Origin of the sequence: Intestinibacter sp. (assembly GCF_022780145.1) — a bacterium.
Lineage (GTDB): Bacteria > Bacillota > Clostridia > Peptostreptococcales > Peptostreptococcaceae > Intestinibacter.
Genome location: NZ_JALEXO010000341.1, coordinates 1 through 20965 on the forward strand (window position 1 = coordinate 1; position 20965 = coordinate 20965).

Here is a 20965-nt window from a genome sequence, read left to right on the forward strand (position 1 = left end):
TAAATTTGACCAAATCGTCAAAATAATGGATGAAACTGGTAGAGATATGATGGAAAAATACAAAGAAACTGCAAAAGGTGGAATCGCTTTATTATACGAAGAAAGTGGAGAATTTGACGATTAATAATTTACTAATAAAAAATTAATATCGAAATAAACAAAAGCTGTTACATTTACGCTAGGTCGTATTTGTAGCGGCTTTTTTTGTAAAAAAATTGGACAATCTAGTCAAAACATATATAATAAAATTATTAAAAAATTTAGAAAAATAATTAGTATATTGATATTTGGGAGGAGAATTTGATGAAAGATATAGCGTATATAGATCAAATTGTAAAACAACATAGAACCAATTTACATAAAATAGCTGAGCTTTCACATGAGGAATTTAAAACAGCGAAGTACATAAGAGATTATTTAGATAAATTGGGAATAGAATACGAAACACCATTAGAAACAGCTACAGTGGGTATAATCAAGGGTAAAAATCCTAAGAAAACTATAGCATTTAGATCTGACATAGATGCACTTCCAACTGATGATGGACCACAACATCTATGCGGTCACGATGGACATATAAGTATATTATTAGGATTTTTAGAATATATAAACGACAACAAGGATTGTTTAAACGATAACATAGTGTTTGTGTTCCAACCAGCAGAAGAAGACACTGGTGGAGCAGAACGTCTTATGAAAGCAGGTGTATTTAAAAAATACAACGTCGATGAAGTTTATGGACTTCATATTCATCCAGATTTTCCAGAAGGATATATAGGATGTAAGGCTGGGTATTTAATGGCTCAAAACGGTGAAATAGACGTAGATATCATAGGAAAAGGTGGACATGGGGCAATCCCACAAAACACAGTAGATGGCATAATGATAGGGGCTAGCTTTGTGTCAGCAGTTCAAAGTATAGTATCTAGAAACTTAAATCCAATGGAGGGTGCAGTAATCACTTTTGGTAAGATGACAGCAGGCTCTGTTAGAAATATAATCGCCGAAAATGTCAGATTAGAAGGAACTATGAGATGCTTTAATCCTGATATTTACGATACAATGAAAAAGAGATTATTGGAATTAGCTAAGGGGTTTGAGGTTGCTTATAATTGCAAGGTCAATGTGCATATTGAGGATGGATTTTATGCTGTAAATAACGATGAAAATCTATACAACGAATTTGTCGAAGCAGTTGGCAGGGAAAAATTCGTTAAGACTGAGCCTCTTATGATATCAGAGGATTTCTCTTATTATCAAAGGGAAGTTCCAGGATTATTCTTCATGCAAGGTGCTCGTAATGAGGAAAAGGGCTTTGTAAATGGGCTTCATAGCTTGAAGTTTGATTTTAATGAGGATATTATGTTAGATGCTATTAAGACTTATGTGAAGATGCTTAAGTTTAAGGGATCTGTGGAATAGATTAAAGGATTTTTGAAATAGGATTGTGATTTTTTGATTACCAACCGATTTTGGGGTTGAGGTTTGTAGGATGTAGTGATGCCAAAGAGTTTGGTGATTTTTGAGTATAAGCTTAAAATTTTTAATTTCGGTTGGTAAAATTTATTGTGAATGTTGAAATTTGAGTGTTTGTGGTGATATTATATAGGTAGGAATGGGATGGTTGTTAGTATTGAACAGTCACATGGGATGTATTGAAGCTTGAATTTAACACATTCATTAACTAATTTTCTACTATTGAACAGTAACATGGGATGTATTGAAGCATAGGTATAAAGTCTGTATCTCTAGTACCGTCTTTCTATTTAACAGTAACATGAGATGTAGAAAAATACCTAAAAATCTATTAATATCTAATTACATGATTTTAATAGGTTTTTATTTTTTTCAAACAAATTTTATGAAAATCTACAAAATTAATATTAAAACAAATCGAATCCAAATTAAGAAAATACCGGTTTAAATATTGAAATAAAAGCTATCTCTCATAAAAAATATAAAATTAATAAAAAATAATAAAAAAATTTTGAGAAAAAAATTTTTTTATATTGACAACAATACAAATATGTAGTGCATTAATAAATGTCGGGCATACGTTTTTCATAAAAATAAAAATATATCAATACACCTCAATATAATAGACTAATTTGTCGAAAAAACTTGTACATACCTTTATAGCATACATTAATCTATTAAATAGTATGTAGTAATTCCTTTTTTGAAAGGTTTAGTCCACAAAAATAAGTATTTGAAAAAAGTGGAAATTTATTTATAATAGAATAGACGAAGATATTTTAAGGAGGGAATTATTTTATGATATATTCAGCAGAAGTAAATAATATGTGCCCTATAACTAAAGGACCTAATCATGGTCCAGCTCCAATTCCAGAAGAAGGAAAATGGGTACAAGCAAAAGAAATCAGCGACATATCAGGTTTAACTCACGGTATAGGATGGTGTGCACCTCAACAAGGAGGATGTAAATTAACTTTAAATGTTAAGGACGGAATAATACAAGAAGCATTAGTAGAAACTATAGGATGTTCAGGAATGACTCACTCAGCTGCAATGGCATCTGAAATACTTCCAGGAAAAACTATATTAGAAGCATTAAATACTGACTTAGTTTGTGATGCTATAAACACAGCTATGAGAGAAATCTTCTTACAAATAGTTTACGGAAGAAGTCAAACTGCTTTCTCTGAAGGAGGACTTCCAATAGGAGCAGGTCTTGAAGATTTAGGTAAAGGATTAAGATCTCAAGTTGGGACTATGTACGGAACTTTAGCTAAAGGACCAAGATACTTAGAAATGGCAGAAGGTTATGTTACTAGATTAGCATTAGATGAAAATAGTGAAATAATAGGTTATGAATTCGTTCACCTTGGCAAGATGATGGAAATGATCAGCGATGGTATGGACGCTAACGAAGCTTTAGCAAAAGCTAAATCATCATACGGAAGATTTGCAGATGGAGTTAAATTTGTAAATCCAAGACATGAATAATAGAAGGGGGATGAAATAATGGCGTTATTTGAAAGTTACGAAAGAAGAATCGCTCAAATAGAAGTAGTATTAGAAAAATACGGATTTAAATCATTAGAAGAATGTAGAGAATTATGTCAATCAAAAGGTTTTGATCCATATCAAATAGTAAAAGACACTCAAGCTATAGCATTTGAAAATGCATGTTGGGCTTATATCTTAGGTGCAGCTATAGCAATCAAAAAAGGATGTACAAGAGCAGCAGATGCAGCTAAAGCAATAGGTGAAGGGTTACAAGCTTTCTGTATACCAGGATCAGTTGCTGACAACAGAAAAGTTGGTTTAGGACATGGTAACTTAGGTTCAATGTTACTAGAAGAAGATACTCAATGTTTCGCATTCTTAGCAGGACACGAATCTTTCGCTGCTGCAGAAGGTGCTATAAAAATAGCTGAAAAAGCTAACAAAGTAAGAAAACAACCTTTAAGAGTTATATTAAACGGTCTTGGAAAAGACGCAGCTTACATAATATCTAGAATAAACGGATTCACTTATGTTCAAACTAAATTTGATTACTTCACAAGTGAATTAACAGTAGTTAAAGAAACTCCATTCTCTAAAGGAGACAGAGCTAAAGTTAGATGCTACGGATGCGACGATGTTAGAGAAGGTGTTGCTATAATGCATATGGAAGGTGTAGATGTTTCTATAACAGGAAACTCAACTAACCCAACTAGATTCCAACACCCAGTTGCAGGTACATACAAAAAAGAATGTATCGAACAAGGTAAAAAATACTTCTCAGTTGCTTCTGGTGGTGGTACTGGTAGAACACTTCATCCAGATAACATGGCAGCAGGACCAGCTTCTTATGGTATGACAGATACTATGGGAAGAATGCACTCAGATGCACAATTCGCAGGTTCTTCATCAGTTCCAGCTCACGTTGAAATGATGGGACTTATAGGAATGGGTAACAACCCAATGGTTGGTGCTACAGTTGCTGTTGCTGTTGCAGTTGAAGAAGCTATGAAATAATAGTGATTTCAATGCTTTTAAGATTTTAGAGTAATTCTAAAAAGAGTTTATAATTTAATAGAAATTGATTGAAATTAGTGTTTTGTCAACCATTTGTCAACCGTTGAATAAATTTTTTGAATTCGGTTGACATTGGTTGACATTTTAATTATTCTTTTGTTGCAGCTACTTCTGATTTATCCAATAAAGATTTATCTAGCATATCTAATATATCTTCTGAAAGTTCTAAAATATTTGATCCATCAGTAAAACAAATAGTATCGTATTTACCTAAAATGTCATTTTTACTGAATATAAATCTAGTTATATCCTTTTGGCTTTCATCTATATTTTTATCTTTTGCAGTTTTTAATGGATGTCTAGCATCTGCATAAATTTGTTCTTTTCTAAGTGTTCCATCTTTGGCATTCATATAAAAAGCTTTTACCTACAACATGTTCTTTATATTCAGCAGCGGCTAAAATTATATTTTGTGTTAATGTTAGTAATTGACTTGACAACGACATTAATTATCCTCCATAAATAAAAAATAGCTCGCCTAAGCGAACTAATTAATATAAAAAAATATAAGGTTTTCTCCTGGCTGCCAGGCTGGCTACCCATCTTGATAGCTATTATGTTATAGCATTTCTAATACCCGCTATATAGGTCAAGCATTATCCTTGCTTCGAGGCTGGTTGCCCATCTTGACAACTATTACGTTGTGGAGGTTTACCCTTTTCCACATCAAGCCCAGCTTTTACGTGCCTTATTCACGAAAGATATTACTATCTTTATATTTATAATATATCATTATATAAAAAAATATTCAATGTTTTTATATATAAATATTTTTATATATAATTTTTTATTTAAGACTTTAAACTATTGATAAAGGTGAAAAGGCATTTGAAATAGAAATATGTGAAGATAATAAAATAAAATTGATTTAACTATTTTTAGCATTTATAATTATATTTAACAGGGTAAAATTTTATGAAAATAAGGAGTGTAAAATGAGAAAAAAATTATCATTACTATTAGTTTTACTAATTGTCTCGCTTGTGAGCTTTGGATGTGGCAAATCAAATATATCTAGCTCAGAAAATACATCTACAGCAATTGACACATCTCAACAGGATTCTGAAAAATCTTCAGAAAAGGCTAATCAAGACAAATCACAACAGGATAAAAATAAAAAAGAGGGTGAAATAAAGGAAGAAGAAAAGCAAGAAAATAAAAATCAACAGTACATAATCTGCATAGATCCAGGTCACCAAACTAAAGGGGATATGAGTGAAGAGCCTGTTGGTCCAGGTTCATCAGAGACTAAGTTCAAGGTGTCTTGGGGAACGCAGGGAGTTTCTACAAATATTCCAGAATACGAGTTGAATCTGCAGGCATCTAAGATTTTGAAAAAGTATCTAGAGGATATGGGATTTAAAGTTATAATGACTAGAGAGACTAATGATGTAAATATTACTAATTCAGAGAGAGCAATTTTTGCAAATGAAAACAATGCAAATTTAGTTATTAGAATTCACGCCGATGGTTCTGATGATTCATCTGTAACTGGGGCATCGCTTCATATTCCGGCGAGCAATGGAAAGTATACATCAAAGATTTACAAGGAAAGCAATAAATGTGCTCAAATCATGTTTTCTGATATGAAGGAGGCTGGATTTAAGGTAAACAATATTTATGAAAGAAGCGATTTGACTGGATTTAACTGGTCAGAGGTTCCGGCTGTGTTAGTTGAAATGGGATTTATGTCTAATCCAGAAGAGGATGAAAAAATGGCACAAAAATCTTATCAAGAAAAAATGATGAAAGCAATCGCCGAAGCTACACAAACTTATTTTGATGGAAAATAACCAGATTTATTGGAGGAATATATGAAAAAAACAAAATCGATCTTTTTAATGTGTATTTTAACTACTTTAATTGTTGCTTTAGTTGGGTGTAGCTCAATGAGTAAATACGAAGATGCTTATAATGAGTATGAAGAAAAATTTAAACAAATTATACTAAGTGATAAAAATCAAGATTCTTACAACAAATATATGTCAGATTTAAAAAGCAATATAGATTCTAAAAATTCATCTAAATGTGATAAAGCGATGGAATCTTTGGATTCACTACTTGAAGCGAGTAAAAGTTATAGTGTAAGTTATTTAAACAAGAAACAAGATGAAATGAATCAAAAGCAAAAACAGGTAGATGTACTTGAAGCAGAAAAATCTACTATTGAAAATTATAAAAGCGAAATAGAAAAGGCTACATCAGAAGAAAGATATAAAGATGGAGAAAGTGTATATCAAAAATATGAAGCGTTTTTAGATGCATTAGGTCAATCAAATAACTACAGCTTAGAGGTGTCTCAAGTGGATGTATCTGAATATCCTACTGTAAAGCTATATGTCAGCATAAAAGATTTGACTACAGGAGAAAGTATAGATAACCTTGAGTACGAAGATTTTTATCTAAGTGAAAACATGGAATCATCAGGTTTCAAAGAAACAAAGATAGAAAAAGCAGTCCAATTAGACCAAGAAGAAAATTTAACTATAGATATAGTTGCAGATGTCAGCGATAGTATGAATGTAGGAACTTATCAAGGGACTAATATGTCTATATCAAAGCAAGCGATGATCAGCCTAGTAAATCAAATTCAATTTAATGTAGGCGATAAGGCAGGACTTTTGAGTTTTGCTGATAATGTAACTAGAAATCTCTATTTTACAGACGATAAATCACAATTAATAAACAAGATAAACAACCTTCAAATGGGTAACATGACATCTCTATACGATGCATTATATGCATCTGTAAACCAAATCGTCTCTACAGACGGTGCGAAATGTGTTATAGCGTTCACAGATGGACAAGATAATGTGAGTAGAGTTTCTTACCAAGCTGTGAAGGATTTAGCTCAAAGATATAAAGTTCCTATATACATAATCGGTATAGGTAGCTCGCTTAATACATCAATATTGAGTGATATAGCTAATTCTACTGGAGGTTTTTACAAAAATATCACAGATGCAAGCTATATGGCAGGTGTTTACGACAGCATATTTAAAGAACAAAAATCTCAATATTTATTAGAGTACACAACAAGCGAAAAATCTAAAGAAAGTGTAATCAGAAATCTATACATAAGATATATGTCAGAAAAAATGATGACTCGCAACACGTATTCTTATACACCAGAAGAGCTTCTAGAAGCTAAGAACGGTTCAGCGAAATACAACCAAGATGGGTATATATTTGCAGATAGTGACAGCAGATATTTGACTATTTCTGACTTAGAAAAATTATCAGATAAAGAGCTTAGACTTGCCCGTAATGAAATATATGCTAGAAATGGACGTAGATTTGACGACCAAGAATTGCAAAATTACTTCAATGGATGCTCTTGGTATAGAGGAACTATAGATCCAGAGGATTTCGTGGATGAAACTATGCTTAATAAGTATGAAAGAGCAAATGCTTATTTGATTTTAGAATATGAAAATTTACAATAAGGTATAAGTAAATTCTACGATAGATAATAATTATCTGTTGTAGCATTTTTTTGGTGGGAAGATAAGGAATTTATCCAAATTTATGACTATAATAAATTATAGGGAGAATATTTCTTGGAAGTATTTGTAATAAATTAGAGATTGAAAAGAGGTTATTAGGAGGAAAATAAAATGAGTTTTGAATTTGATGCTCTGAAATATAGCTATCCATCAAGAAGAAGTTTGGTATATGGAAGACGAGGCATGGTGTCTACATCACAACCACTTGCGGCACAGGCAGGACTTGATATTATCAAAAAAGGCGGAAATGCAGTAGATGCAGCGATTGCTACGGCTATTTGTATGACTGTTTTAGAGCCTACTTCAAATGGAATAGGTGGAGACTGTTTTGCGCTAGTTTGGATGAAGGATAAATTATACGGATTAAATGCCAGTGGACATGCTCCAGAGCTTGCAAATGCTAAGGATATAAAAGCTAAAGGCTATAGTGAAATGCCAGTTCATGGATGGATTCCAGTCACAGTTCCAGGGGCAGTTTCTGGATGGGTGGAGTTATCTAAGAGATTTGGAAAATTAGAGTTTGAAGAATTATTTGAGTCTGCTATAGAATATGCAGAAAATGGATATCCTGTATCTCCTGTGATATCTAGATTGTGGGAGAATGAGTATGAAGAATTTTTTAAAGATACTGAAGACCCGTTATTTGATGAATGGAAAAGAGTTTTTTCTGATAATGGAAGAACACCTTCAGCAGGTGAAATTTGGACATTAAAAGACCATGCGAAGACACTTAGAGAAATTGCACAAACTAAAGGAGAATCTTTCTATAGAGGGGCTTTGGCAGATAAAATAGATGAGCATTCAAGAAACACAGGAGGACTTATAAGAAAAGAAGATTTAGCTAAATTTAAAGCAGAATGGGTAGAGCCTATAAGTACAAGTTACAAGGGTTACGAAATTAATGAAATACCACCTAATGGACATGGAATAGTAGCTCTTATGGCTCTTAACATAATGGAGGGATTAGATGTAAAAACTCACGATGATGCAGAAACTATACATAGACAAATAGAAGCTATGAAGCTAGCATTTGTCGATGGTCAAAGATATGTATCAGACCCTAGATATATGAAGGTCACAAAGGAAGAGTTGCTGTCTAAAGAATACGCCGAAGAGAGAAGAGAATTAATAGGACACGATGCAATAATGCCAGAGTACGGCGATCCATCTTGTGGAGGAACTATATACCTTTGTACAGCAGATGGCGAGGGAAATATGGTCAGCTACATACAAAGCAACTACTGTGGATTTGGATCTGGTATAGTAGTTCCAGGTACAGGAATAGCGTTGCACAATAGGGGAAACAACTTTAATCTAGATGAAAACAGCGAAAATTGCATAGGAGCAAATAAGAAACCATACCACACAATAATCCCAGGATTTTTAACTAAAGATGGAAAACCAGTAGGTCCATTTGGGGTTATGGGTGGATTTATGCAACCACAGGGACATCTTCAAGTTATGATGAATACTATCGATTTTGGCATGAACCCACAGGAAGCTCTAGATGCACCTAGATGGCAATGGGTAGGCGGTAAAAAAATTCAAGTTGAAAGAGCATTCCCATTTGCAGTTACAGAAGAATTGGTACGAAGAGGACACGAGATAACAGTGCTACCGGAGTCTACAAGTATGGGTCGTGGACAAATTATAATGAGAGACGAGCATGGAACTCTAGTTGGAGCAAGCGAACCTAGAACAGATGGATTTGTGGCTGCTTGGTAAAATATACTCCTTTTATAGTAATTTATTTCTATGAAGGGAGTATTTTCTTATTCATAAAATTATTTTGTAAATGAGTGTATAGAATAGATTAATTTGGCAATAATTTAGATGTGAAGATTTGAAAATGAAAGGAGTATTTTTATGGATAAGAAAGAATTGACTAAGGAATTTATATATAAATGTGAAAAAACTAGAAAAAATAACAGCAAGAAAGATAAACCATTGACAGACAATGATATAATGAAATATGAAATAGCATCAGAATTAGGATTAATCGATAAGGTAAGCGAAAAGGGCTGGGCAGGTTTGACTGCAAAGGAAGCCGGCAGAATTGGCGGTATACTTACAGCGCGCAAGAAGAAAATGAAAAAAGAAAATAAGGGGAATGATACAGAGGATGGATCAGTATAGAGATTTCGCGTTCGTCTATGATGAGTTGATGGACGATGTTGATTATGAAGGTTGGATAGATTATATAGAGCAAATAATCGAAAAAGAAAATGCAAAAGTTAAAAATATCTTGGAATTAGCATGTGGAACTGGTAATATAACAATACCACTAGCTAAGAAAAACTACGATATAGCAGGTATAGATATTTCAGACGAGATGTTAAACGTAGCTAGAAGCAAGGCAGAAAAGGAAAACATAGAATTAGTTTTATTAGAACAGGATATATCAGAGCTTGATTTTGATGTGACTAATTTAGACTGTGTTTTATGCGCATGTGATGGATTTAATTATATAACTTACGATGAAGATTTAATAAATATATTTTCTAAAACTCACGAATTACTAAAGGAGGAAGGTATATTTATTTTTGATATTAGCTCATTTTACAAGTTATCTACAGTATTAGGAGATAATATGTATGGAGAAAATCGAGAAAATATATCTTATATGTGGCAAAATTATTTCGATGATGAGCAAAATTTAGTTGAGATGGAGCTTACTTTCTTTGTAGCTGATGAAAATGGTAAATACGATAAGCATGAAGAAGTGCATTTACAGAGAGCTTATACTGAAGATGAGATAATCGATATGCTTGAAGAAGCTGGATTTTCTGATGTTAAGGTTTACGGTGATTTCACTTTTGAAAAGCCTAAAGATGACAGTGAGAGAATATTTTTTGTATGTAGAAAGTAAAATTTTAAATTGACTTAATAAAATATGGAGGAATACTAATGAAAGATTACGTAATAAAAGCTACAGGCGGCAACGATGAAGTTAGAGCTTATGTAGCTACGACTAGAGAAATGGTAGAGACAGCTAGAATAAACCACAATACAACAAAGGTAGCAACAGCAGCATTAGGAAGAACTTTAACTGCTACTAGTATGATGGGTCTTATGATGAAAAATGAAAAAGACGAATTGACAGTAATAATAAAAGGTGGAGGACCAATAGGTACTATACTTGCTACATCTGATGCAAAGGGTATAGTACGTGGATATGTACAAAATCCCGATGTAAATGTAGAAAATTATCCAAATGGCAAATTAAATGTAGCAGGTGCAGTAGGTACAGATGGATATGTTCAAGTTATAAAGGATTTAGGATTAAAAGAACCTTATATAGGATCTTATCCATTAGTCAGTGGAGAAATCGCAGAGGACTTTACTCATTACTTTGCTTTGTCAGAACAAACTCCTTCAGTAGTATCACTAGGTGTTTTAACTAGAAATACAGAAGTCGAAAGAGTAATGACTAATGAAGACGGTTCAGAAGAACATGTACTATGTCAAGAATTCGATGTTGAACAAGCTGGTGGATTTATAGTTCAATTGATGCCATTTGCGAGCGAAGAAACTATATCTACTTTAGAGAGAAATATAAAAGATATACCATCTGTGACTACTTTATTAAAATCAGGAAACAAACCAGAGGATATACTAGAAATCGTGCTTAAGGACTTAGATCCGAAGATACTAGATATGTGTGAGGTTGGATTTGAATGTAATTGTTCAAAAGAAAGAACTGGAAAAGTACTTCAATCAATAGGAAGACAAGAGCTTCAAACTATAATAGAAGAAGATAAACAAGCAGAAGTAACATGTCATTTCTGCAATAAAAAATATCATTTTACAGAAGAAGAATTAGTAGAATTATTAAATGATATTAAATAGTTATATGAATTTACATTAATATGAATTTTTATAGGATAGAAAATATTAAATTAGGTTTAGTATTTTCTATTTTTTTGCTTTATATTATGCATAAATTTAAAATTCATCAAAAATTAATATAAAATAATAGTATAAGTAATTAATTTTATCTAAATAATTTAATAATCTTCAAATGAAGACTTTTTTATATCCTTTAAAATTACTCGTAAAATAAAATACAAGGTGAAAAGGAGGGATGAATATGGAAATCGATTACGGTTTAGAGTTGAGTCAATCGCAGAAGCTTATAATGACTACAAAATTAGTTCAATCTTTAAAAATTCTCAATATGAGCACTGCAGAGTTAGAAGCTGAGATAAAAAAGCAGGCTGAAGAAAATCCTATTATGGAGATTGACACCAAGGATAACGATAGTAGGATAGATTGGGAAAACTACATTAAAAATATGCAGAAATATACATATAGAGATAAAAATGAATTTGCATATAACGTAGATAATGAAGTCGATTTCGAAAATATGGTAAGGTCAACACAGAATTTATATGATTATCTAAAAAATCAACTTAGATACTATAGAATTGACAAAAAACAAAGAAAGATTTGCGAATATATAATAGATAGTTTAGATGAAAATGGATATTTAGATATACAAGATGAAAAATTAATTATGGAAAGGCTGAAAATCGACAAAAATACCTACTATACATGCAAAAGCTATGTTCAATCACTTGAACCAAATGGCGTAGGGGGAACTACTCTAGAGGAATGTTTGTCGATACAGCTTAAAAATTTGAACATAAAAGATGATTTGCTAGATCAAATCATAAAAGAGGACTTAAATAATATAGCCAATAAAAAAATAAAATCTATATGCAAAAAATACAACATAAGTCAAGAGCAATGCATAAATTACATCAAAATAATAAAACACCTAGAACCAAAACCAGGAAAGATATACAACACAAATGAAGTTCAATACATAAAGCCAGATGTAATAATAAAAAAAGTAGATGGAAATTTTATTGTTGTAAGCAATGACAAAAACGATATAAGTATAAATATAAATTCTTTTTATCAGAGTATGTTAAATAAACAAGATTCTGATGAAGATACTAAGAAATTTATAAAAGAAAGACTAGACAGTGCACTAAACTTAATAAAAAACATAGAAAATAGAAAGTCGACGACAATAAAAATAGCCAAATCCATATTAAAAAGACAAGAAGAATTTTTTGAAAAAGGCACAAACTACATAAAACCTATGAAAATGCAAGAATTAGCAGATGAATTAAATTTACATCAATCTACTATAAGCAGGGGTGTAAATGGAAAATACATGATGACACCTTTTGGGATGTTTGAATTTAAGTATTTCTTTTCAAAAGGTTTAGAAACTCAGGGAACAGAAGATACATCTGCAATAAGTATAAAAAAATTCATCGAGGACATAATAAAAAAAGAAGATAAAGCAAAGCCATTAAGTGATGAAAAAATAAAACAATTATTAAACAAAAATGGGGTAAATATTTCCAGAAGAACTGTAGCAAAATACAGGGAAGAATTGGAAATACTGCCATCAAATAAAAGGAAGACCTTATTTTTGAAATAGAATAATTGCAGGAAAACGTGGTCCATATTAAATAATGAAAAAGAAATTTAATAATAGGTTAAAAAAAACAAAAGTTTAATAAAACGTATTGAAAAATATTTATATGTAGGATAAAATATAAATATCTTGTGGGACACAAATTGATACATAGGACTTAAAAAGTCCCAAGCTAAAAATCAATAAATAAAAATGAGGGATAGACTTATGAATAATTTATTAAAAATGCAACAAAAGTTGATTCCACAAGTGCTTGATATGATGACTAAGCGCTACTCAATACTTAGACAAATATATCTAAACGAAACAATCGGAAGAAGAAGTTTAGCAACTGAGCTAGGGTTGAGTGAAAGAGTTGTTCGCTCGGAGACAGAAGTATTAAGAGAACAAAACTTGATAAGCGTTGAAACATCAGGTATGAAAATAACTCAAGAAGGTATCGATTTATTAGACGGATTAAGAGATATCATGAATGAAGTTATGGGATTATCAACACTAGAAGAAAAGTTAACTCAGCTATTAGGTATAAAGAAGGTAATACTTGTACCTGGTGATTACGAGAATAATAAGAGTGTTTTGATTGACGTAGGTAGATCGGCGGCATCGTATTTTACGAATATACTACAGGACGGAGATATAGTTTCTATAACAGGTGGAACGACAATGTTAGAATTTTCAAAGAGTATAAAGTCGGATAAGAAATTTGAAAATGTAACAGTAGTACCTGCTAGAGGTAGTTTAGGAGTAAATGTGGAGATACAATCGAACAACATAGCGGCAAACATAAGCAAGAGTTTACAATCAAAATATGCACTGCTTAATTTACCTGATAAATTAGGAATCGAGTCTATGTTGATGTTAGCTCAAGAGCCAGAAATAAAGAAAACTTTGGATTTAGTTTCTAAATCAAATATAGTTGTCTTTGGTGTAGGTAGAGCTGATGAAATGATAGTCAGAAGAAATTTATCAGATAAAAAAGCGAAAGAAATACTAGATAAGGGTGCTGTAGGAGAATCGTTCGGATATTATTTCAATCAAGCAGGTGAGATTGTATACAGATTAAATACAATCGGAATAGATTTAGATAGTGTTAAACAAGCGAGAGAAGTTATAGCAGTATTTGCAGGAGCAAAGAAAATAGAAGCTTTTCTAGCGATATCTAAAATTAATAAAAATTTAGTTTTAGTAACTGACGAGCATAGTGGAAAGAGACTTATAGAGTTGATAAACGATCAACAAAAAATGGTTAAATAAATATGGTTAATAAAATTAGCAAATAGCTAATAATAAAGATAAATAAATTAGTAAAAAATACAGAAAATATAAATATAAAAAATAGGTTTTATTTTTAGGAGGTTAAATACAATGGTTAAAGTAGCAATTAATGGATTTGGTAGAATAGGAAGATTAGCATTAAGAAAATTAATGGAACAAACTGATAAATTTGATGTAGTAGCAATAAACGACTTAACAGATGCGAAAATGTTAGCTCACTTATTCAAATACGATACTGCTCAAGGTAGATTCAACGGTGAAATAGAAGTTAAAGAAGGTGCTTTCGTAGTAAACGGAAAAGAAATAAAAGTAACTGCAGAAGCTAACCCAGAAAACTTACCATGGGGAGAACTTGGAGTAGATATAGTATTAGAATGTACTGGATTCTTCACTTCTCAAGAAAAAGCTGAAGCACATATAAAAGCAGGAGCTAAAAAAGTAGTTATATCTGCACCAGCAACAGGAGATGTTAAAACAATAGTATTCAACGTAAATAACGATACATTAGACGGAACTGAAACAGTTATATCAGGTGCTTCTTGTACAACTAACTGCTTAGCACCAATGGCTAAAACTTTAAATGATAAATTCGGAATTCAAAAAGGTTTAATGACAACTATACATGCTTACACAAATGACCAAAATACTTTAGATGGTCCTCACAAGAAAGGTGATTTAAGAAGAGCTAGAGCTGCAGCAGGAAATATAGTTCCTAACACTACAGGTGCTGCAAAAGCTATCGGTTTAGTTATACCAGAATTAAAAGGTAAATTAGATGGAGCTGCTCAAAGAGTTCCAGTTGTAACTGGTTCAATAACTGAATTAGTTTGTACATTAGACAAAAATGTTACTGTAGAAGAAGTAAATGCAGCTATGAAAGCAGCTTCAACTGAATCATTCGGATACACTGAAGAATACTTAGTATCTTCTGATATAATAGGAATGAGCTACGGTTCATTATTCGATGCAACTCAAACAAAAGTTATGGAAGTTAATGGACAACAATTAGTTAAAGTTGTAGCTTGGTATGACAATGAAATGTCTTACACTTCTCAATTAGTAAGAACTTTAGGATATTTTGCAAACTTAGCAAAATAGTTTAGGCATAGTAGGGTCCGGGTTTGTAGTATACTACAGCTCCGGACTTTTTTAGGATAAGGCGGAATAAATAAATTTAACATAAAAATAAAACTAAATATAGATTAAATAAAAATTAAAATAAACAGCTGTAATCGTTTAATACCTACTTTATTCAAAAATATGATATATTATAGAAAGTAATATATTATAAAAAAGAATAAGTTTACTTTTGAAAGGAGTTTAATTATGTCAATGTTAAACAAAAAAACAATAGAAGATATCAATGTTACAGGAAAAAGAGTTTTAGTAAGATGCGATTTCAACGTTCCTCTAAAGGATGGAGTAATAACTGACGAAAACAGATTAGTAGGAGCATTACCAACAATAAAATACTTAATAGCAAAAGGTGCAAAAGTTATATTATGCTCTCACTTAGGAAAACCAAAAGGAGAAGCTAAACCAGAATTATCTTTAGCACCAGTTGCAAAAAGATTATCTGAAATGCTAGGACAAGAAGTAGTATTTGCTGCAGATGCTAACGTTGTTGGCGAAAATGCAAAGGCTGCTGTTGAAAAAATGCAAAACGGAGATGTTGTTTTACTAGAAAACACTAGATATAGAAAAGAAGAAACTAAAAACGAAGAAAACTACTCTAAAGAATTAGCTTCATTAGCAGAAATATTTGTAAATGATGCATTCGGAACTGCTCATAGAGCTCACTGTTCAACTGTAGGTGCTGGAGAATTCTTAGAAGAAAGAGTTTGCGGATATTTAATCCAAAAAGAATTAAAATTCTTAGGTGAAGCAGTTGCTAATCCAGTTAGACCTTTCACTGCTATATTAGGTGGAGCTAAAGTTTCTGACAAAATAAACGTTATAAACCAATTATTAGACAAAGTTGATAACCTAATAATAGGTGGAGGTATGGCATATACTTTCTTAAAATCTCAAGGATATGAAATAGGAAACTCTTTATTAGAAGAAGATAAAATAGATTACGCTAAAGAAATGATAGCAAAAGCTGAAGCTAAAGGTGTTAAATTATACTTACCAGTAGACTTCAAAACTGCTAACGAATTCTCACCAAATGCAGAAGTTGTAATAACTGAAGATCAAAACATAGCTGATGGATACGAAGGATTAGATATAGGACCAAAAACTGTAGAAAAATTCGTAGACGTTGTTAAAGGTTCAAAAACAATAGTATGGAATGGACCAATGGGTGTATTCGAATTTGAAGCATTTGCAGGTGGTACTTTAGCAATAGCAAAAGCTATGGCATCATTAGAAGACGCAACTACTGTAATAGGTGGTGGAGATAGTGCTGCTGCTGTTAATCAATTAGGATTCGGAGATAAGATGACTCACGTTTCAACTGGTGGTGGAGCATCATTAGAATTCTTAGAAGGAAAAGAATTACCAGGAATAGCAGCTTTAGATGACAAATAAGAATAGATAATATAGATCGATATATTCAAAGGGAGGAAATTCAAATGAGAAAACCAATAATCGCAGGAAACTGGAAAATGAATAAAAATATAAAAGAAGCTTTAGAATTCGTTAAAGAAGTAGGGGCTAGAGCTGATAGAGATGATGTAGAAGCAGTAATATGCGCACCATTTTTACAATTAAAAGACTTAAAAGAAGCAACTAAAGGAACTAAAATAAAAGTTGGTGCTCAAAACATGCACTTCGAAACTTCAGGTGCTTTCACTGGTGAAGTTTCTGCTGAAATGCTACAAGAAATCGGAATGGATTATGTTATAATAGGACATTCTGAAAGAAGAGAATACTTCGGTGAAACTGATGAAACAGTTAACAAAAAAGTTTTAAAAGCTTTAGCTACAGGAATAAACCCAATATTATGCTGTGGTGAAACTCTAGAACAAAGAGAAGCTGGAGTAACTAAAGATCACGTTAAAACTCAAATATTAGAAGGATTAAAAGACGTAGCTAAAGAAGATTTAGCAAAGGTTGTTATAGCTTATGAACCAATTTGGGCTATAGGAACAGGAAAAACTGCTACAGCAGAACAAGCTAACGATGTTATATCTTACATAAGAGAAGTTGTAGCTTCAGTTTATGGAGACTTAGCTCAAGAAGTTAGAATACAATACGGTGGAAGTGTTAAACCAGCTAACGTAGCAGAAATAATGGGACAAAGTGACATAGATGGAGCTTTAGTTGGTGGAGCATCACTTAAAGCTGATGACTATGTTGCTCTTGTAAATTTTAAATAGGAGTGAAGTAAGACAGATGAAAAAACCAGTAGCATTAATAATTATGGATGGTTTTGGAGAAAGTAATAATACAGTAGGAAATGCAGTTAAAGAAGCTAAAACTCCTAACTTAGACAGAATCCAAGCAACTTATCCTAATACATTAATAAAAGCAAGTGGTCTTGATGTAGGTCTTCCTGATGGTCAAATGGGTAACTCAGAAGTTGGTCATACAAACATCGGTGCAGGTAGAATAGTATATCAAGATTTAACTAGAATAACAAAAGCTATAGAAGACGGAGATTTCTTCACAAACGAAATCTTAGTAAAAGCTATGGACAACGCAAAAGAACATGCCGTTCATATAATGGGATTATTATCTGACGGTGGAGTTCATTCACATATAGATCACCTAAAAGCTTTAATCAAAATGGCTAAAGAAAAAGGTGTAGAAAAAGTATACGTACACGCATTTACAGATGGTAGAGATACTGACCCTCAAAGTGGTCTAGGCTATGCTCAAGACATAGAACAATATATGTCTGAAGTAGGCGTAGGTAAATTCGCTACTGTAAATGGTAGATACTATGCAATGGATAGAGATAAGAGATGGGAAAGAGTAGAAGTAGCATACAAAGCTATGGTATATGGCGAAGGTGAAACTGCTAGTTCTGCATCAGAAGCTATCGAAGCATCTTACAAAAAAGGTGCAACAGATGAATTCATCGTTCCAACTGTAATAGTTGAAAATGGTGAACCAGTAGGTAAAATATCTGACAAGGATTCAGTGATATTCTTCAACTTCAGACCAGACAGAGCTAGAGAAATATCTAGATCTATAGTTGATACAGAATTTACAGGATTTGAAAGAGCAGATATAAATACATATTTTGTCTGCATGACAGAATACGATGTTACTTTACCAAACGTTCAAATAGCATTTGGACCACAATCATTAAGCAACACATTAGGTGAATATTTATCAAAATTAGGTAAAACTCAATTAAGAGCTGCCGAAACTGAAAAATACGCACACGTAACTTTCTTCTTCAATGGAGGAGTTGAAGAACCAAATGCAGGTGAAGACAGAGAATTAATACCTTCTCCAAAGGTTGCAACATACGATTTACAACCAGAAATGTCTGCACCAGAATTACTAGCAAAAGTTCTAGAAAAAATAGACGAAGACAAATACGACTTCATAGTTGTAAACTTCGCTAATCCTGACATGGTTGGACATACAGGTGTAATGGAAGCAGCTGTAAAGGCTGTTGAAACTGTAGACAACTGTGTAGGTAAATTAGTAGACAAAATAGTTGAAATCGGAGGAAGTGCTATAATAACTGCTGACCACGGAAATGCTGAATTAATGGTAGATCCAGAAACAGACAAGGTTATAACTGCACATTCAGTAAACCCAGTTCCATTCATAGTAGCTGGCAAAGATTTCATAGGCAAAGAGTTATTAACTGATGGTAGATTATCAGATATAGCTCCAACATTATTAGACATGATGAACTTAGAGAAACCAGAAGAAATGACTGGTCATTCTCTAATAAAATAATAAATAAAATTTGTAAAAATGACAAAAATAAAAGACACTAAAGAAAACTAATCAAGCGAACAAAAATAATAAAATATATGAAAATTTACAAACTTACCCATCAACCCGTTTGTGAAATATTATAATTTTACAAATAGACGACTTGATTAGTAGACAACTTGGAAGGAGAAAAAAATGTCAGTAATAGAATCAGTATACGCAAGAGAAGTATTAGACTCAAGAGGAAATCCTACTGTAGAGGTAGAAGTAGTTTTAGAAAGTGGAGCAGAAGGTAGAGCAATAGTTCCATCTGGAGCATCAACAGGAGCTTTTGAAGCAGTTGAGCTAAGAGATGGAGACAAAGCTAGATACTTAGGTAAAGGTACTCTAAACGCTGTTAAAAATGTAAACGACATAATAGCACCAGAGCTAGAAGGCTTAGAATCAACAGATCAACCAGGGATAGATGCATTATTATTAGAATTAGACGGTACACCAAACAAAGGTAAGCTAGGAGCAAATGCTATACTTGGAGTTTCTATGGCTGTAGCTAGAGCATCTGCAGATGAATTAGGATTACCATTATTCCAATATATAGGTGGAGTTAATGCAAAACAATTACCAGTACCTATGATGAACATATTAAACGGTGGAGAACATGCTGATAACAACGTAGATGTTCAAGAATTTATGATATTACCAGTTGGAGCTTGTTGCTTCAGAGAAGGTTTAAGAATGGGAGCAGAAGTGTTCCACGCATTAAAGAAAGTTCTAGCTGAAAAAGGTTTAGCATGCGGTGTAGGTGATGAAGGTGGATTCGCTCCAAACCTAGGCTCAAACAGAGAAGCATTAGAATTAATAGTTGAAGCAATATCTAAGGCTGGATACGAACCAGGCAAAGACGTTATGTTAGGGCTTGACGTAGCAGCTTCAGAAATGTACAACGAAGAAACTAAAAAATACGTTTTAGCTGGAGAAGGCAAAGAATTAACAGCTGAACAAATGGTTGACCTATATGAGGACTGGACAACTAACTTCCCAATAATCACTATAGAAGACGGACTAGACGAAGAAGATTGGGATGGATGGAAAATACTTACAGATAGATTAGGCAAAAAAGTTCAATTAGTTGGTGACGACTTATTCGTTACAAATACTGAAAGACTTGAAAGAGGTATAGAAGCAGGTGTTGCAAACTCTATACTAATAAAAGTAAACCAAATCGGAACTATAACTGAAACTCTAGATGCTATAGAAATGGCGAAGAGAGCAGGATACACTGCAGTTATATCTCACAGATCTGGTGAAACTGAAGATACTACTATTGCTGATTTAGCAGTAGCTGTAAATGCTGGACAAATAAAAACTGGTGCTCCATCTAGAACAGATAGAGTTGCTAAGTACAATCAATTACTTAGAATAGAAGAGTTAATTGGTGAGCCAGCTAGATACTGTGGAATGAAATCTTTTTACAATTTAAATAAGTAATTTATTTATGAATAGGAAGACTGCTTAGGATGAGTGATCATTTTAGGCAGTCTTTTTATATGTAGAGAAATTGTATTATAGTAGCTTTTTGGTGTATTATTATATTATATGAAATATTTGAAATAGGGGAGTGATTTGGTGGATTTAGAACAGAGAGATATAAAATATATGTTTTCAAATTCTGATTTGAGGAAATTGATTTTGCCGCTGGTAGTGGAACAATTGCTTTTGATAGCGGTTGGGCTGGTTGACTCGATTATGATAGCTAGTGTAGGTGAGGCGGCGGTTTCGGCGGTGTCATTGGTGGACAGTATCGTGGTGCTTATAACTCAGATTTTTGTGGCGTTAGGGACTG

At 32.6% G+C, this 20965-nt stretch carries 17 protein-coding genes and 1 pseudogene; 17 read left to right on the plus strand and 1 reads right to left on the minus strand.

The genetic code is table 11. The features are described 5' to 3' along the window. Positions 1 to 303: 303 nt before the first annotated feature. The 3 genes from MR593_RS13160 to MR593_RS13170 all read left to right on the plus strand — a co-directional run bounded on the left by MR593_RS13160 (position 304) and on the right by MR593_RS13170 (position 3984). Positions 304 to 1422, plus strand: coding sequence for an amidohydrolase (locus MR593_RS13160; RefSeq protein WP_290693850.1), 1119 nt, complete (start codon positions 304 to 306; stop codon positions 1420 to 1422). An 852-nt stretch (positions 1423 to 2274) separates the two neighbouring features. Continuing rightward, entirely contained in the window at positions 2275 to 2967 is a 693-nt protein-coding gene (locus tag MR593_RS13165; protein ID WP_290693852.1) for an iron-sulfur cluster assembly scaffold protein, read from the plus strand. A gap of 18 nt (positions 2968 to 2985) precedes the next feature. Then, the gene (locus MR593_RS13170) at positions 2986 to 3984 is read left to right on the plus strand and encodes a GGGtGRT protein (protein ID WP_290693854.1); all 999 of its coding nucleotides are present in this window, start codon (positions 2986 to 2988) and stop codon (positions 3982 to 3984) included. Between the two features lie 148 nt (positions 3985 to 4132). Here MR593_RS13170 and MR593_RS13175 read toward each other — a convergent pair whose 3' ends face one another. Beyond that, positions 4133 to 4396, minus strand: coding sequence for a hypothetical protein (locus MR593_RS13175; protein ID WP_290693856.1), 264 nt, complete (start codon positions 4394 to 4396; stop codon positions 4133 to 4135). Positions 4397 to 4979: 583 nt separating this feature from the next. Here MR593_RS13175 and MR593_RS13180 point away from each other — a divergent pair. The 14 genes and pseudogenes from MR593_RS13180 to MR593_RS13245 all read left to right on the plus strand — a co-directional run. Further along, entirely contained in the window at positions 4980 to 5837 is an 858-nt protein-coding gene (locus MR593_RS13180; RefSeq protein ID WP_290693859.1) for an N-acetylmuramoyl-L-alanine amidase, read from the plus strand. A gap of 21 nt (positions 5838 to 5858) precedes the next feature. Continuing rightward, positions 5859 to 7490, plus strand: a complete 1632-nt coding sequence (locus MR593_RS13185) for a YARHG domain-containing protein (protein ID WP_290693861.1) — start codon at positions 5859 to 5861, stop codon at positions 7488 to 7490. A 171-nt stretch (positions 7491 to 7661) separates the two neighbouring features. Continuing rightward, positions 7662 to 9275, plus strand: a complete 1614-nt coding sequence (gene ggt, locus MR593_RS13190; RefSeq protein WP_290693863.1) for a gamma-glutamyltransferase — start codon at positions 7662 to 7664, stop codon at positions 9273 to 9275. Between the two features lie 141 nt (positions 9276 to 9416). Continuing rightward, positions 9417 to 9686, plus strand: coding sequence for a small, acid-soluble spore protein, alpha/beta type (locus MR593_RS13195; RefSeq protein ID WP_290693866.1), 270 nt, complete (start codon positions 9417 to 9419; stop codon positions 9684 to 9686). Further along, positions 9673 to 10419, plus strand: coding sequence for a class I SAM-dependent DNA methyltransferase (locus tag MR593_RS13200; protein ID WP_290693869.1), 747 nt, complete (start codon positions 9673 to 9675; stop codon positions 10417 to 10419). The genes MR593_RS13195 and MR593_RS13200 overlap by 14 nt, the downstream gene beginning before the upstream one ends. 38 nt (positions 10420 to 10457) lie before the next feature. Then, on the plus strand, positions 10458 to 11399 hold the full coding sequence (gene hslO, locus MR593_RS13205) for an Hsp33 family molecular chaperone HslO (protein ID WP_290693872.1): 942 nt from the start codon (positions 10458 to 10460) through the stop codon (positions 11397 to 11399). A 241-nt stretch (positions 11400 to 11640) separates the two neighbouring features. Then, a complete protein-coding gene (rpoN, locus tag MR593_RS13210; protein WP_290693875.1) occupies positions 11641 to 13008 on the plus strand; it encodes an RNA polymerase factor sigma-54 in 1368 nt (455 codons plus the stop codon). Between the two features lie 204 nt (positions 13009 to 13212). Continuing rightward, complete coding sequence (locus MR593_RS13215) at positions 13213 to 14259, plus strand: sugar-binding transcriptional regulator (protein WP_290693878.1); 1047 nt, start codon at positions 13213 to 13215, stop codon at positions 14257 to 14259. A gap of 111 nt (positions 14260 to 14370) precedes the next feature. Beyond that, a complete protein-coding gene (gap, locus tag MR593_RS13220; RefSeq protein WP_290693881.1) occupies positions 14371 to 15378 on the plus strand; it encodes a type I glyceraldehyde-3-phosphate dehydrogenase in 1008 nt (335 codons plus the stop codon). A gap of 228 nt (positions 15379 to 15606) precedes the next feature. After that, entirely contained in the window at positions 15607 to 16809 is a 1203-nt protein-coding gene (locus tag MR593_RS13225; protein WP_290693885.1) for a phosphoglycerate kinase, read from the plus strand. Positions 16810 to 16853: 44 nt separating this feature from the next. Beyond that, complete coding sequence (tpiA, locus tag MR593_RS13230) at positions 16854 to 17600, plus strand: triose-phosphate isomerase (protein ID WP_290693888.1); 747 nt, start codon at positions 16854 to 16856, stop codon at positions 17598 to 17600. A 16-nt stretch (positions 17601 to 17616) separates the two neighbouring features. After that, the gene (gene gpmI / locus MR593_RS13235; protein WP_290693891.1) at positions 17617 to 19143 is read left to right on the plus strand and encodes a 2,3-bisphosphoglycerate-independent phosphoglycerate mutase; all 1527 of its coding nucleotides are present in this window, start codon (positions 17617 to 17619) and stop codon (positions 19141 to 19143) included. 174 nt (positions 19144 to 19317) lie between these two features. Further along, positions 19318 to 20610, plus strand: a complete 1293-nt coding sequence (gene eno / locus MR593_RS13240; protein ID WP_290693894.1) for a phosphopyruvate hydratase — start codon at positions 19318 to 19320, stop codon at positions 20608 to 20610. 138 nt (positions 20611 to 20748) lie between these two features. Beyond that, positions 20749 to 20965, plus strand: a pseudogene (locus MR593_RS13245) (MATE family efflux transporter); the annotation flags it as partial.